This window comes from Pantoea piersonii (genome assembly GCF_003612015.1).
Classification (GTDB): Bacteria; Pseudomonadota; Gammaproteobacteria; order Enterobacterales; family Enterobacteriaceae; genus Pantoea; species Pantoea piersonii.
The window spans coordinates 1-15,079 of sequence record NZ_RARB01000014.1; the positions used below are offsets into that span (position 1 = coordinate 1).

The 15,079-nt window shown below is 47.2% G+C and carries 12 protein-coding genes and 4 pseudogenes; 7 read left to right on the top strand and 9 right to left on the bottom strand.

From position 1 onward, the window contains the following. Positions 1-85 precede the first annotated feature (85 nt). Positions 86-1,159, top strand: a pseudogene (locus D7S44_RS21945) (IS5 family transposase). 151 nt (positions 1,160-1,310) lie between these two features. On the opposite strand, the gene D7S44_RS21950 reads toward D7S44_RS21945, so the two are convergent. Beyond that, positions 1,311-1,616, bottom strand: coding sequence for a putative quinol monooxygenase (locus tag D7S44_RS21950; RefSeq protein ID WP_023328886.1), 306 nt, complete (start codon positions 1,614-1,616; stop codon positions 1,311-1,313). Positions 1,617-1,741: 125 nt separating this feature from the next. Here D7S44_RS21950 and D7S44_RS21955 point away from each other — a divergent pair, with 125 nt between their 5' ends. Beyond that, positions 1,742-2,728, top strand: coding sequence for a GlxA family transcriptional regulator (locus tag D7S44_RS21955; RefSeq protein ID WP_120458344.1), 987 nt, complete (start codon positions 1,742-1,744; stop codon positions 2,726-2,728). 78 nt (positions 2,729-2,806) lie between these two features. Here the strand turns inward: D7S44_RS21955 and D7S44_RS21960 are convergent. Continuing rightward, positions 2,807-2,974, bottom strand: a pseudogene (locus tag D7S44_RS21960) (family 1 glycosylhydrolase); the annotation flags it as partial. Positions 2,975-3,272: 298 nt separating this feature from the next. On the opposite strand from D7S44_RS21960, the gene D7S44_RS21965 reads away from it, so the two are divergent. Together D7S44_RS21965 and D7S44_RS21970 are read left to right on the top strand one after the other, a co-directional pair. Then, positions 3,273-4,268, top strand: a complete 996-nt coding sequence (locus D7S44_RS21965) for a zinc-dependent alcohol dehydrogenase family protein (protein WP_120458345.1) — start codon at positions 3,273-3,275, stop codon at positions 4,266-4,268. Continuing rightward, positions 4,258-5,277 carry a zinc-dependent alcohol dehydrogenase family protein gene (locus tag D7S44_RS21970; RefSeq protein WP_120458346.1) on the top strand — a complete coding sequence of 340 codons (1,020 nt, stop codon included), beginning with the start codon at positions 4,258-4,260 and terminating at the stop codon, positions 5,275-5,277. The genes D7S44_RS21965 and D7S44_RS21970 overlap by 11 nt, the downstream gene beginning before the upstream one ends. A gap of 22 nt (positions 5,278-5,299) precedes the next feature. On the opposite strand, the gene D7S44_RS21975 is transcribed toward D7S44_RS21970, so the two are convergent. Continuing rightward, complete coding sequence (locus D7S44_RS21975) at positions 5,300-6,199, bottom strand: LysR family transcriptional regulator (protein WP_120458347.1); 900 nt, start codon at positions 6,197-6,199, stop codon at positions 5,300-5,302. Between the two features lie 136 nt (positions 6,200-6,335). On the opposite strand from D7S44_RS21975, the gene D7S44_RS21980 reads away from it, so the two are divergent. The 3 genes and pseudogenes from D7S44_RS21980 to D7S44_RS21990 all read left to right on the top strand — a co-directional run bounded on the left by D7S44_RS21980 (position 6,336) and on the right by D7S44_RS21990 (position 8,772). Further along, the gene (locus D7S44_RS21980) at positions 6,336-7,076 is read left to right on the top strand and encodes an SDR family oxidoreductase (protein ID WP_120458348.1); all 741 of its coding nucleotides are present in this window, start codon (positions 6,336-6,338) and stop codon (positions 7,074-7,076) included. Positions 7,077-7,240: 164 nt separating this feature from the next. Continuing rightward, positions 7,241-8,388: pseudogene (locus D7S44_RS21985) on the top strand (IS3 family transposase). Between the two features lie 129 nt (positions 8,389-8,517). After that, positions 8,518-8,772: a hypothetical protein gene (locus D7S44_RS21990; RefSeq protein ID WP_120458349.1), complete on the top strand. Its 255-nt coding sequence runs from the start codon at positions 8,518-8,520 to the stop codon at positions 8,770-8,772. Between the two features lie 156 nt (positions 8,773-8,928). Here D7S44_RS21990 and D7S44_RS23595 read toward each other — a convergent pair whose 3' ends face one another. The 6 genes and pseudogenes from D7S44_RS23595 to D7S44_RS22015 form a co-directional block, all read right to left on the bottom strand. After that, positions 8,929-9,093: a hypothetical protein gene (locus D7S44_RS23595; RefSeq protein WP_158591300.1), complete on the bottom strand. Its 165-nt coding sequence runs from the start codon at positions 9,091-9,093 to the stop codon at positions 8,929-8,931. Positions 9,094-9,240: 147 nt separating this feature from the next. Continuing rightward, positions 9,241-10,251, bottom strand: a pseudogene (locus tag D7S44_RS21995) (tyrosine-type recombinase/integrase). A gap of 561 nt (positions 10,252-10,812) precedes the next feature. Further along, positions 10,813-12,441, bottom strand: coding sequence for a UvrD-helicase domain-containing protein (locus D7S44_RS22000; RefSeq protein WP_120458350.1), 1,629 nt, complete (start codon positions 12,439-12,441; stop codon positions 10,813-10,815). Between the two features lies 1 nt (position 12,442). Next, entirely contained in the window at positions 12,443-14,143 is a 1,701-nt protein-coding gene (locus D7S44_RS22005) for an ATP-dependent nuclease (protein WP_120458351.1), read from the bottom strand. A gap of 312 nt (positions 14,144-14,455) precedes the next feature. Beyond that, positions 14,456-14,761 carry a HigA family addiction module antitoxin gene (locus tag D7S44_RS22010; RefSeq protein ID WP_120458352.1) on the bottom strand — a complete coding sequence of 102 codons (306 nt, stop codon included), beginning with the start codon at positions 14,759-14,761 and terminating at the stop codon, positions 14,456-14,458. Next, the gene (locus tag D7S44_RS22015) at positions 14,761-15,039 is read right to left on the bottom strand and encodes a type II toxin-antitoxin system RelE/ParE family toxin (protein ID WP_120458353.1); all 279 of its coding nucleotides are present in this window, start codon (positions 15,037-15,039) and stop codon (positions 14,761-14,763) included. Before D7S44_RS22015 ends, D7S44_RS22010 begins: the two co-directional genes overlap by 1 nt. Positions 15,040-15,079: the final 40 nt, after the last annotated feature.

The window sequence follows — 15,079 nt, forward strand, 5'->3', positions numbered from 1 at the left end:
AGTCTTTTTAATAGGCTGGGCTCCTCAACGCTGCTTCGCTTGAATATCAACCCGGTTTTGTTGAATAAATCGAACTTTTGCTGAGCTGAAGGATCGGATCACGCATCTTCCCGACAACGCAGACCGCTCCGTGGCAAAGCAAAAGTTCAAAATCACCGGCTGGCCCACCTACAACAAAGCCCTTATCAACCGTAGCTCCATAACTTTCTGGCTGGACGATGAAGCGATTCAGGCCTGGTATGAGTCGGCAACGCCTTCATCACGAGGAAGACCTCAGCGCTATTCTGATCTCGCCCTCGCCATCACCACCGTCTGGTCATTAAACGCGTATTCGGGCTGACCCTGCGGGCAGCACAGGGTTTTATTGATTCCATTTTTACACTGATGAACGTTCCGTTGCGCTGCCCGGATTACACCCGTGTCAGTAAGCGGGCAAAGTCGGTTAATGTCAGTTTCAAAACGTTCACCCGGGGTGAAATCGCGCATCTGGTGATTGACTCCACCGGGCTGAAGGTCTCTGGTGAAGGCGAACGGAAAGTCAGAAAACACGGCAAAGAACGCCGTCGTATCTGGCGAAAGTTGCGTCTGGCAGTTGACAGCAAAACACATGAAATCATCTGTACAGACCTGTCGCTGAACAACGTGACGGACTCAGAAGCCTTCCCGGGTCTTATCCGGCAGACTTACAGAAAAATCAGGGTAGCAGCAGCAGACGGCGCTTACGACACCCGGCTCTGTCACGATGAACTGCGGCGTAAGAAAATCAGCGCGCCTATCCCTCCCCGAAAAGGCGCGGGTTACTGGTCCGGTGAATATGCAGACCGTAACCGTGCAGTGGCCAGTCAGCGACTGACCGGGAGTAATGCGCGGTGGAAGTGGACAACAGATTATAACCGTCGCTCAATAGCGGAAACGGCGATGTACCGGGTAAAACAGCTGTCCGGAGGTTCACTGACGCTGCGTGACTACGATGGTCAGGTTGNCAGATTATAACCGTCGCTCAATAGCGGAAACGGCGATGTACCGGGTAAAACAGCTGTCCGGAGGTTCACTGACGCTGCGTGACTACGATGGTCAGGTTGCAGAGGCTATGGCCCTGGTACGAGCGCTGAACAAAATGACGAAAGCAGGTATGGCTGAAAGCGTGCGTGTTGCCTGAAAACACAACCCGCTACGGGGAGACTTACCCGAAATCTGAATTATTCAACAAAGCCAATTTTCATCAAAAATGTCCGCGAAAAGCGGACATGTAAAATTTACAGCCTTCTGTGTGCACTATGAGATGTGAGCTGAACTCATAACGTACCGAATTAAATACCTTTTGCCGCAATCAAAACCGCAGGATGAATGTGTGGCTCTTCTGCCAGCAGAGCGGGTACGGTAGCGAATATTTGTTTAGCTGCTTCACCGGACATATGGAGTTCTCTTGAGTCTGTACTACTGAACAGATCCACAAGGAAAACCGTTTCAGGACTCGTTTCTGAACGGATCACCAGCCAGTGAGTGGTGCCCTCTTCTGCATTAACATGAGGCAAAGCAGCGGCTATGCGCTCTGCTACTTCAGCGCCTTTTCCTTCTCTCGCTTTAAATGAAATCAGTCCTGCTGTTGTACTCATTGTTTCTTTCTCCTGTTGTAATAATCATGGCTTTCTTACGAGAATTATTGTATCAGGGTTAGGCAACATGGCACTGTGGCGAATCTGCCATTAAACCGGCTTTTTCGGCCAGCTACAGGACTGAGATGAAAAAGATAGTCATTATTGCTTCCCCGGGATGCCTTGCTTCAGGCTATACCGGGCTGGCTGATATGTTCTCTCTTGCCGGAAGAGCCATATCAGCTGCTCGCAAGGAGCCGTCACCCTTTAATATCATGACAGCAAGTCCGGACGGGCAGCCTGTGACCGACGGAAGCGGGCGGTTACTGACCGCCGATGCGGCACTGGCAGATATCAAATCATGCGATGCGGTTCTGATCCCCGGGTTTGTACCCGATGCATCAAACACGCCGCCACAGCTCGGTAAACTGGGCAGCATAGCGTCATGGATACGGCAACAGTACGTGCATGGCGCGCTGGCTTGTGGCTCGTGCAGCGGAGTGTTTATGCTGGGCGAGGCGGGGCTGCTCAACGGCAAAAAATGTACGACAACCTGGTGGCTGTACGATGAGCTCAAGCGCCGTTACCCCCGGGCAAACGCCATCTGGGGCAATGCTCTGACTGAGGATAACCGTATAGTTACGGCTGGCGGGCCGCTTTCATGGATTGATGTGGCCTTACACGTTGTGCGTCAGCTTGAGGGGACGGAGGCTGCGCGCATTGCAGCAGAATTTGCTGTAGTGGATACAACGCCTCTCGCAAGGGCTGTTTATATGCCCACCGCGCACCTCAGCCGGCCGGACAGTATTCTGCCCGGTGCAGAATTTTTTATAAGGCAGGAAGCATCAACGCTGCTTACCACAAGAGAGCTGTGCCGGCGCCTTGCCATTTCGGAGCGAACCTTTCACAGGCGTATAAAGGCGGAAACAGGCGAGTCACCGAAACAGTTTATCGACAGGATCAGGTGTGAAATGGCAAGGCTGGCACTTGAAACATCCGCTAAAACCATAAAGCAGATCGCAGCTGATGCAGGTTACGCGGATGAGGGCAGTTTCAGGAGGGTCTTCAGCCGGATGACCGGTATGAATCCGGCATTATACCGCCGTTGGGTGAAAGACCGTACCCGGGAATAATGCACAGTAGGGCCGGGAGGTATCCGCGCGGAATTATGAGACGTCCTGACAGCACAGTGCTGCCAGGACTGTGCTGTGTTAACTACTGAGGACTTTTCCGTTCGTGGCGATGACTTTTTTATACCAGTGGAAGCTTTTCTTACGGGAGCGTTTTAGTGTTCCGTTCTCCATATCATTCTGGTCAACATATATAAATCCGTACCGTTTGGACATCTGAGACGTGCTTGCGCTGATCATGTCTATAGGTATAGCGACCTGCATTTGAAATAGGTACGACCTGCATTTACCGCTGATTATCAGCCCACATTAGCTGCAACCAGCGCAGCTCTCAAACCCACAATACCTGCAAATGAGCCTGCATTTATCCCTGTCGACCTGCATTCCATTTTCACAAACCCACATTAACTGAAAACACGCCAGGCTATCCCAACGGCATATCTGATTGGTGTTAATTTTGGAATTATAAAATCCACACTGTGCCATTAAATGGATGACTGGTTCCTGTTATCTTCTGTCCGTCCTCAATTACATAACAGGAATACGCATGAACCAGACAATGACTGCTCTCGTACTCGAAAATTTCGGTGATGATAAATTTGCCCGTAAAGAACTCCCGGTGCCACAACCACAGGCTGGTCAGGTTCTGGTGCGTGTTCATGCCAGCGGTGTAAACCCGATTGATTATAAAATTCGTCTTGGAGAGGCTCCGTACGCCATGCCTCAGCTCCCTGCTGTGCAGGGTACTGATATGGCAGGGGAAGTGGTTGCTGTCGGTGAAGGCGTAACCCAGTTCCGTGTTGGAGATGAAGTCTACGGCCTGACCGGTGGCGTTCGCGGCCTTCAGGGTTCACTGGCTGAGTTCATTGCTGCAGATGCAGACCTGCTTGCCATCAAACCACGTAACCTTTCCATGCGTGAAGCCGCAGCTCTGCCGTTAACGTTCCTCACGGCATGGTCTGGCCTTGTTGATAATGCCAATGTACAGGCTGGTCAACATGTGCTGGTACAGGGTGGCGCCGGTGGCGTAGGTAACATGGTTGTCCAGCTGGCAAATGCACTCGGTGCAAAAGTTGCTGCAACCGCATGTACGGCAGATCAGGAGCTGATTACAACGCTGGGCGCATTCCCGCTGGATTACACAAAGGTTTCCACGCAGGACATCATTGAGCAATGCACCGATGGTGAAGGCTTTGATATCGTTTACGATACGGTTGGTGGCCCTGTCCTCGACGCCTCACTTTCCATGACGCGCTATTACGGCCATATCACCAGCTGTGCTGCATTTGGTGACCATAACCTGGCAACGTCATCGCTGCGTTGTGCAACCCTGTCGGGTGTATTTATTCTGCTGCCAATGCTCACAGGTGAACGTCGTGCTCATCACGGTGAAGTTCTGAAAACCGCCACCCGTCTGGTTGAAGAAGGCAAAATTCGTCCGGTCGTTGATGCTCGTCATTTCTCACTAGACCAGGCCATTGATGCCCACCACGCAGTTCAGGATGGTTCAGCTTCCATCAAGGTTGTGATTAATGTCATTTAACGGCCTGATGGCGAGAACCTGGCGCTTTAACTGCACCGGAGAAGCCGACGTCCTTGAACTCGAAAACCTGCCTGTTGCCTTACCGGCAGCAGGTGAGGTGCTGATTCAGATGAAAGCTATCGGTCTTAACCGGGCAGACACTATGTTCAGACGGGGTACTTATATCGAGAAGGCCGTATTTCCCTCTCGCCTTGGTTACGAAGGTGCTGGCGTGGTGCTGGCTACGGGCGAAGGTGTTAAGCAGTTCTCTCCCGGAGATAATGTTTCAGTGTTGCCTTCTGACAGCTTGGCGCGTTTTGGCACTTGCGCAGATAAGCTGCTGATCCCTGAAAGCTATCTGGTGCATAAACCTGACAGTCTGAGCTGGGAAGAAGCCTCATCAGTATGGATGCAATACCTTACCGCCTGGGGTGGGATCATGCATGCCGGGGAATTGACAAAGGGTGCGTCCGTACTGGTCACTGCTGCATCAAGCAGTGTTGGCCTGGCTGCAGTTCAGATTGCAGAAGCTGGCGGGGCCAGAGTGATTGCCAGCACCCTGACGGTGGAGAAAAAGGAACGTCTGCTTGCCTTAGGTGTGAAAGATGTCATTGCCAGTGAAGATGAACCTGACCTCTATCAGGCGATTGTTTCGCGGTTAGGGGGTGAACATCTTGATATCGTGTTTGATGCTGTTGGTGGATCTCAGATTGAACGTATCGCACAGGCCATGTCCGCAAAAGGACGTATGGTCATGCATGGTGCGCTGAGTCCTGATGTAACGCCTTTTCCTCTGCGACTGGCATTACGCAAGAGTCTCACTATGCGGGGCTTCCTTTTTTTGGAAGTGTTGAATGATCCAGCCATTCGGGAAAAAGCAAAGCGTTTTATCCTGAGCTGCATGGGGGCCGGTTTTCTGAAGCCACAGATAGATAAATGCTTTAAATTTGAAGAGCTACGGGAAGCACACCAGTATCTCGAATCAAATCAACAAATCGGAAAGATCATTGTCAGGGTTGATCCTGTCTGAATAAACCTGACCCCTTTTCGGGTCAGGTTTCCAGTTCACCCAGCACGTCTACAAGATAGTCAAACAGCGCTCTGATCCTCAATGGCGTTGGCCCACGCTGAGGGCGGTAAAGGTACAACCGCCAGACGGGTGACGTCTCCTCGGTGAGTATCTGAATAAGCTTGCCACTTTTAAGCCACGGCAGAACTAAAAATCCCGGCATATGCCCAAATCCAACACCGGCCAGAATAGCCTGGAACTCAGCCTCAAGATCATCGGCAATAAAGCGAGGTTTCGACGGGATGAAGCTGCGGCTTTCGGTAAATGTCCAGGGCCAATAGCGACCCGTCTTATGATCAAACAATGCCGTCAGAGGATAGGAATCCAGCTCAGCGATGCTGGCAGGCATTCCAACCTTATCAATCAGCTCAGGTGTACCGACAGGGTAAAAATGAATCTTTGCCAGTTCGCGCGCCACATACCGGTTGTCATGCAAAAATCCAAAACGGATACCTATATCGATACGTTCATCGATAACATCGCTGTGCGAGTCGGTCAGCACACAGTCCACCACGATATCCGGGTACTGACGCGCAAATTCAGCCAGTGCAGGAACAACCAGTTTTCGGCCTAATACCGAAGACACAGTTAATCTCACCGTCCCCCCCATTTCATCAGTTTTATCCTTAACGCCTTTTACTAACAGCGAATCAAGAGAGTCAACCGCCTGGCGCGCCTGTTTTGCAAGACGTTCTCCATCTGCAGTTATCTTTATTTGTCGGGTACTCCGGTAAAATAAAATTTCTCCCCGCAGCTCTTCAAGTTCCTTTACTGCCCGGGTGACTGCCTGGGGTGATATCCCCAGTAGCATCGCCGCTTCCTTAAAATTTCGTGATTCGGCAGCCATGCAAAAAATACGCAGCATCTCCAGCTTGTTTTGCATCGTAGCAGCTCCTTGAAGTTCCATGGTTCCATATTTAGGAATTCTGAAAGGTATTAATTTCCATTTATTATGCCACTTTGCGCTGCGATACTTAACCCCGTTCAGAAAGCAATAATTCATTTCAGAGGCTAATACGATGAATAATATCGATAAAAAGGTTGTCATCATTACAGGTGCGAGCAGTGGACTGGGTGAAGCTACAGCCCTGAACCTGGCAAAAAAAGGCGCTATTCTGGTGTTGTCTGCTCGCCGCAAGGAGCGTCTCGACCAACTGGCTGCCCGGATTATTGCTGATGGTGGCCAGGCTATTGCTGTTGAAGCTGATGTGACGCGTAAAGCAGATGTCCAGAATATTATCGACAAAGCCATTGAAGCTTTTGGCCGTGTTGACGTGATGGTGAATAACGCGGGTCTGATGTCGATAGCTCCACTCAGTCTTGCCAAAACCGACGAGTGGGATCGCATGATTGATATCAACATCAAAGGCGTTCTTTATGGTATTGCGGCAGCCCTTCCTGTTTTTGAAAAGCAGCAATCCGGTCATTTCATTAATCTGGCGTCGGTTGCAGGTATCAAGGTATTCAGCCCTGGCGGCACGGTGTATAGCGGGACCAAATTCGCGGTGAAGGCTATCTCTGAGGGTCTGCGTCATGAAGTGGGTGCGCATATTCGCACGACCACTATCTGTCCCGGAGCCATCGACAGTGAGCTGAAGCTGGGGAGTTCTGACCAGGATAGTTCAAACTTCGTCATCGACTTCTATAAACAAGCTATTCCTGCCGATTCGGTAGCAAGAGCGATTACCTATGCCATCGAGCAACCTGCCGATGTTGATATCAACGAAATTGTTTTGCGCCCAACCTCTCAGGAATTCTAATTCCCCAAATCTGTAGCCACTCAGTGGTCATTTCCTGAATATTTATGTCATACCAGCCACTTCCGTGGATGAGCGGAAGTGGTCTGGTATGCATGTCATCATGAATCGCCACGGGTTTAACAGACACCTCGAAGTCATTTAAGATGACTTAAAGAGAGGTGCCCGTGAGCGGTAAACGTTATCCCGAAGAGTTTAAAATTGAAGCAGTCAAACAGGTTATTGATCGCGGTCATTCTGTTTTCAGCGTTGCAACACGTCTCGATATCACCACCCACAGCCTTTAAGCCTGGATAAAGAAGTACGGTCCGGACTCATCCACTAATAAAGAACAGTCAGATGCTCAGGCCGGGATCCGCCGACTCCAGAAGGAGCTGAAGCGGGTTACTGACGAACGGTACATATTAAAAAAAGCCGCGGCGTACTTCGCAATGCTGTCCGACTGAGGTACGCCTTTATTCGTGACAATTCCCGTTGCTGGCCTGTTCGTCTGCTCTGCAGGGTGCTGGATGTTCATCCCAGTGGCTTTTACGCCTGGTTTAAGCGACCGTATTCTCAGCGCCATCAGGTAGATCTGAGACTGACGGGACAGATCAAACAGTTCTGGCTGGAGTCCGGTTGCGTTTATGGTTATCGCAAGATCCATCTGGACTTGCGGGATAGCGGGCAACAGTGCGGAGTGAACAGAGTCTGGCGACTGATGAATCGTGCCGGGATAAAGGCTCAGGTCGGGTACCGGAGCCCGCGGGCACGCAAAGGCGAGGCCAGTATCGTATCGCCCAACAGGCTCCAGCGACAGTTCAATCCGGATGCTCCGGATAAGCGTTGGGTAACGGACATAACCTACATCAGGACCCACGAAGGCTGGCTGTATCTTGCGGTGGTTGTTGATCTGTTCTCACGCAAAATTATCGGCTGGTCTATGCAATCCCGGATGACAAAGCATATTGTCCTGAACGCACTGCTGATGGCTGTATGGTGGCGTAATCCCCAAAAACAGGTGCTGGTTCACTCGGACCAGGGCAGTCAGTACACAAGCCATGAGTGGCAGTCGTTCCTGAAATCACACGGCCTGGAGGGCAGCATGAGCCGTCGCGGTAACTGTCACGATAATGCGGTTGCAGAAAGCTTTTTCCAGTTGCTGAAACGCGAACGGATAAAGAAAAAGATCTACGGAACGCGAGAAGCAGCCCGCAGCGATATTTTTGATTACATCGAAATGTTTTATAACAGTAAGCGTCGGCATGGTTCGAGCAATCAGATGTCACCGACAGAGTATGAAAACCAGTATTATCAACGGCTCGGAAGTGTCTAGATTATCCGTGGCGATTCAGGTGGCGCTATGCTGAAAAAGCAGTGTGGCTGAAGAACTGAGTTTTCCGGCGATTGCAGACAGGCCGATATAATAGGGCAACACTCTTTAGTTACTGAAAAGGATGACAACATGACGAACTCATACGGACAATGGACAATTAGTTATACTGACGCACTGCTGATCAGCGTGCTCACACTCGTGGTGGTCTCTTTATGGTGGCAGATGGCTACTGACTTTTGCGCGTTGCGCCGCATGCGCCGGTCGGATGGTGTTCTGTCGCCGAAGCGGCTACGCTTTGCAAGCGTTAGCGTGATGCTGGAGTTCCTGATGGCAGCGTTGGTTTCCTTATGTGTGCTTCTGCTACTGAAGTTTCTATTTACGTAACCTCTTAACGCTCTTTTCCTTCCCGCAATGTAAAGCGCTCGCTTACGGAGAGTAACAAACGGTTAACCTTAAAAGTTCAATAATAATCCCTTGCTAGTGCAGCTGAGCCAACTGAGCCGCCATACAGGCAACGCTTACATGATAAAAACTGCGCCGTTATTTTTCACCCATCTCAAGCCGCATACCAGTGTTGATATTCATTACAGCAGCAGAGCTTATATACCGCTTCGCCGCATTAAGAGGCTGGTTAACTACAAAGGGATTTTGACGCTTCCAGATGCCATTTGCTGTTTTCTGATCGGTAACTACTAAATCAGCCATCTTTACTTGCCTTACAGAAGCAAGCGGTTCATCACGGCTCTGTCGGCACGGTATCGCTTGAAAGCGATATTACAGTGCTGCAATTTTCTGCCCCTGCAGTATTTCCGGAACCAGTAATAGCCGCTCAACGGTAACCCATTCCGGAAATCAGTCGAACTGCTTCATCAGATCGATCATTGCCCCCGCATGCGCGTCAACGTGGCGGATATAACGCATCACCGTTTCCGGCTTTTTCCAGATTCCTTCCTGCATGATCTGTGCGGTACTGTATTTTTTCGTGGCCATATCGATGGCGGGCACTGTGACCGGACTAGGCGCTGTAGCGGTTCTTGTTTGGCCGCACACAGCCGGCATCGCCGGCTTCCAGCCAGGCGCGGACAAAAATATCCTCCAGCGCCCGGGCGGAAAGCGGCTTTTCAGTCGCAGCGATTGCCCGGTTCGAGCGGTGAACCGGACCGAAGATGAAGGCGTCGGGTTCACCGGCCAGTCCCGAAAGCGTCAGCCATTCCGTAAGGCGCTGCGAGGAGTGGTCGCCCAGGGCCTTAATAAGCCCCCCGGTCATCACAATGGTTTTAGTCCACGCCACGTCCAGGATAATCCGGCCGTCCGCCGCGCGCGAAATGTCACGCACGCGCAGGCGGCCCAGCTCGCTGATACGCAGCAGGGTGGCGTAAGCAACGTGCAGAAAAGCAGGTCGCGCCGCTGCTGCAGGCGAGCGGAAACTGACCAGCACGCGTCGAGCGAGAGCAGGTTCTGCAGGCGGAAGGGAATGGCCTGACCGGCACGCTCGCCGACAGTAACAGCGGTACGGTTGATCTTCTTCACCGCCCGGAATACCTGCGGCGATGCGTTAGGCGGTATCAGTCCGGCGTTACGGTGTAACATGAAAATGAGCGCGGCGTGCGTGCTGATGGTGGAGGAGGCGCGTCCGGACGCCTGCAGCCACAGCAGGTAATCGCGCAGATCCGCCGGCGCCATCGGCAGCAGCGCCCGGCCGTGCTCTGCGGCCCAGCGGCCGGCAATGCGCATCACGCTGAGGAGCTGCTGCCACGTATTGTCCGAAAAGGCTTCCCGATCGCTGACGAATTCGCGCAGCCGCCAGGTGATGTCGCCGTCCTCCGGGCCGGTCAGGCACGGCAGGAGTGCCGTATGTGTCATGTTTCCGCCGATTATCCGTCTGGCGTCGCTACGTGAATTCTGAGTAAAAAGCAGGGCCTTACCTCTGTAGAATTCACGTAGCGCTGCCCGTTTTTTGCACAGAAATCGTCAGGCCGGGCAGGATCTATCTGCTGCAGGGATCCAGCATTAGATCCTGACTTTGTATAACCCTAATTATATGAAGTTAGGACTCTAGACTGTACCCCGATAGTAGCAAAGCATAAATATACAAATTTTAAGCTGATAATTGCTTGATTAGGTGAACTTTATGACTTAGTCAATGCGCTCATAGCGGCAAGGCGCAGGGCTGCGATGGCTGGACTGATAAACATAAATATATAAGGTTATAGTTTGATAAGCGCCTGATCTTCGACATAAGTAACCTATCCGTTAGGGTTCATAAAATACCAATTAGATAAAGCTATCGTAATAGAAACAAGATTTAAAACAGAGCGGTAATAATTTAAGATGATAAAGGTTTATTACGCAGACTATTTTTACATTTTGGAAATGAAAATTTGGCTTTAAAACTGCAATGGGGAATAATTGTCCCCTTTGCAATTATTCTCTATATAATTCATTCAGTTGGGGGAGTGACATAAAATATGATTTTGTAGAGGTGCTAAAACCCCCACTTTTATTCATTCGAAGCGAAGCATTAATTAGCACACAACACTTTTCAGCTCTTGTTATACCGACATAATGCAAATTTAATTCTTGTTGTAAACTTGGGTAGAGGGGTGAATTTCTATCTTGATCATTGGGAATTCTATACGGGAAGGACCATTCATCCATATCAAGATGTATAACCACTTTAAACTCAAGGCCTTTAGACTTATGCAAATTCATTACCTGAACCTCACTTTCATCTAAAGGTTTATATTGGTTTAAAAAGATATCACTAGATAAGGTGTGTGAAACCGCTTTATCTTCATCGAAAGTCCTTTCAACACCTAAAAGTTTCACAAGACTCGCTAAATCGTTAATTATACTTTGTAAGTCATTTATAACCTTCACCCTTTTTAGTATTTTTCTCATAGCTGGCTTAATAACATCATTGATAGTAATTATTTCATCAACCTTCAATAAAACCTCTTGCATAGAAGTAATTGTCCCATACTTATAAAGTAGGGAGTATTTATAAACATCTGCACATTGAGAGTCAATTTTATCAAGCGGAGTGTCGCAATATAATCTATAATTATGTTTGAAACCAGAGCAGAAAAGTTCGAGCGATTTATCCTTTCTAGCTAGAATTGCAATTTGGTTTAATTTTTCAATTCCCCATTCTTTTTTATCTAACCAAGTATCAATCCATTTTGATACAATTGCAGCTACGTCACTTAAATTCCCGTCAAGGCGTTTGCGAAAGATATTTATGCTGTCTGCCTCAAGCAAATTACAGTTATGATTTATTAACCTTGATGCGTAATTTACTATTGATGGATGACATCTATGGTTTATGTTCAATTCAAAATGGCCAAATTTGACCTTGTTGCCAATTAGTTGACTTAAAAGTTTTGAATCGCCACCTCTGAATTCATAAATCGATTGCCAAACATCACCAACTACAATAGAGGTTAGTCCCAGCTCATTTATTTTTAAAAATAACTCGTGTTGAGACAAAGAACAGTCTTGATACTCATCAATGAAAATATGGCTATATCTTGCTTTAACGTAGCGCTGCGCTGATTTAGATTCGTTTAGAATCTTCAGTGCAAGAGAAGAAAATGAGCCCATCCATAAATAGCCTTCATCGTATAATTTTTTGTATCCGGAATCTGAATTTATGTTGGATAGGGTTGGACTACCAGCATAATTTTTCTTTATGAAATTTGAGTATGGTAGATCGATTTTTTTTAGAACTTTACAATTAGAAGGATTTCCACCCCAAATTCTATTTAAAAATGGAATAATAATTTCTCTTAAGCAAAAGCTATCAATAGTTCCAAAAAAGCTTTGTTTTGTATTGTGTGCACTGAATTTACTCTTTTCTTCCAACTCACTACTGGCTTTTTTTGTAAAAGTTATAGCTATCACACCTTTATGTTCTGGCAGCTCTTTAGTAACATTCCTTATAATCTCTTTCATAACTGTTGTTTTACCGCTTCCAGGGCAAGCAGTAATCACCATACTTTTATGATATTCCATCGCTGCTTTCTGTTCAGATGTCCATTCTAAAGTTTTCATGTCAATCTCCTTTGGCATTATTAATTAAGTGATATAACGGCTTTACCAATTCCCCCGAATTTAATAGCACTAAATCTTTTTTGACCATCTTTAGTAAAGAGCACATCCTCACTGCTTTTTTCTTTTGAAGATATGATATAGCTGCTGTATTACTCGTTTTATTAAGCGCTGTAAGAATGGGAACACTTAGCTCTTCAATTAAATCAGTTTCTAGGTCAACTCTTGAGAGATAAATTCCTTTAACATTTGTATGACTTGAAACAGCTTGCCAAACTCCATTTTGCAATGTATCAGCTGGGGATATTTTTGATTTGCTATGATCAAGTTTTTCTAAGCCTGAAAGCGCTAGACAACGATTGATCCCGGAGTACTGCCAAATCTCATCACCCGGAAGGCGTGATATGTCATTATCTGTTCGCATAACCCACGAGATCTCCAAAGCATCAAGTATGGCCGCGTAAACTCGAAACGAAATACCATCTACTGAAATTATTGATAGGTTATAGAAATCGAGATCGATATTTAACGCTTCTGCTAATGCATTGTAAAATAAAACTTCAGACGGGCCTTCGACTAATAATACCCCATTAGAAAAAAATGCTTCTGCCGGTATGATACTCATCCTGTAACTCATATCCTCCCATTTTTTCGAAAGACTTATAGCACAACCCTTACTTGCAGCAACGGTACTAAAATCTTTAGTTAACAATCTAATCAATGAGTCAGGACTAAAATTAACTGCTATCTGAGGAGAGTGAGACGATATAATGGTTTGCCCAGGGATTTCGGAAATTAAATAATTGGCTAATTTTCTTTGTTGATGGGGGTGCAGATGAGCTTCTGGCTCTTCTATAACATAGAATATTACTTCATTTTCAAAATCATGTTCTTTAACACTTTTTGCTTTCCATAACGCTAAAAGTATTTGATTGTTTCTACCATCCCCACCTAACATTACATCTGTTCCATTCGTACTAGCCCCAAGCTTTAAACTTTCTATGAAGTCGTTGATTCCTACAGCGCCAGTATCCAATTGCACAGAATAATCAGAATATTGGTAGGCAAGCCTTTTCAACTCTTTATTAATGTCATTGGTGGCTTTATCAACATAAATCAATTGTGATACTTTATCGTTAACCAATTTTAAGTCGCCAGTAATTTCATCTAATAAGTCTTCATCTTCTTTTCTTTGCTCATCAGTTAATGATTGCTGTGAGATTTTAAGTAGTTTCCTTTTCTCTCTACTTATAAATCGCTCTAAATCCCTTTGGGATTGTATGTATTTTAGATTCAAGTGTTTTAGGTAAAATCTAGATGGTATTTGATTGAGTGTTCTTTGATCATGGCCAATTAAAAGTTGATAGCTCAAATCAGATTTTTTCGCCGTATACCTGATATAAGTTTCACCTTCGTCGCTGACGTTACCTTTTAAAATTGAAACCACAGCATCTTCTTCAACTTTGGTGAAATGAATAAGTATTTCAAGGCTTTCGTGAGAGATACCATTTTCAACATGAAAGTCTAAATCATTTGGTTCAATATCAGAATCAGACAAAGTTTTATCAAGTAAGAGCCTCAAAGCATGCAACATGTTACTCTTGCCAATATCATTAGAACCAATGATAAGAGTTTTAGAGTTGAAGTTAATATGTGCATCTTTAAAATTGCGAAAACCCTTAAGTCGTAATGATGAAATTTGCATATAAAGTACATTCTCTTCGTTTACATTCAGGAAATCATTGAATCAAACCTTTAAGATTTATACCATTGATTTTTTTGATAATGCTTGAAGTTGGGCGGGCGGCCCATCCTGTAGGAACTAAACAGTAGTAAATTTAACATAAATAGCATATGCCGAAATAGGCAATCGATAGTGGGCAGTCAAGAGTTAGCGCAATGACGGCAATACTCTGTATATTTTAGCTCAGTGCTTTGCCTTCAGTTAAACGATACACGTGACAACGTTGAGCGACTGCCCCATTTTCGCGCCGGCGGCTCACGTTATCCACAGGCTTCAGTTTACGCCGTGCAGTGGACCAGGTTTGAAGCTGGTATTCAGTACCGACAGGTCAACGGTCTTGGCTGCTCGGTCTAAATCATAGGCTGCCTGAATACGCAGCCACATCGCAGGCGTGCTGCCGATCACGGCCGATAATTTAATCGCCATTTCTGGCGTTACCGCCGTCGCTCCCGACACCATTCGTGAAGCCGTGGAGGGCGCTATAGCCAAAGCACGCGCCAGTTCTCTAATGCCGATGTCGAGATCTTCCATGATATCGGAAATAATTTCACCTGCGTGCGGGGGGTTATGCATAGTCATCAGTGGTAATCCTCATAATTCAGAATGTAGGCATCACCGTCTCTGAATTCAAAAGTGATACGCCAGTTACCTGTAACCGTGACAGACCAGATACCTTGTCTGTCACCCTTGAGAGGATGCAACCTGTAGCCACTAAGGTTCATATCCTCAATCTTCTCAGCTAGGTCAATCACCCTCAGGCGCGTACGTAGCCGCTTTTCATGAGCTGCGTTAATCTTGCGGGTAGAGCCGGTTGTGTAGAACTCTTCAAGCCCCTTATGTAGCCAGGTTTTAATCATCCGTGTGTCTCAGTGTTGCTTGACACGGAACACTATAGCA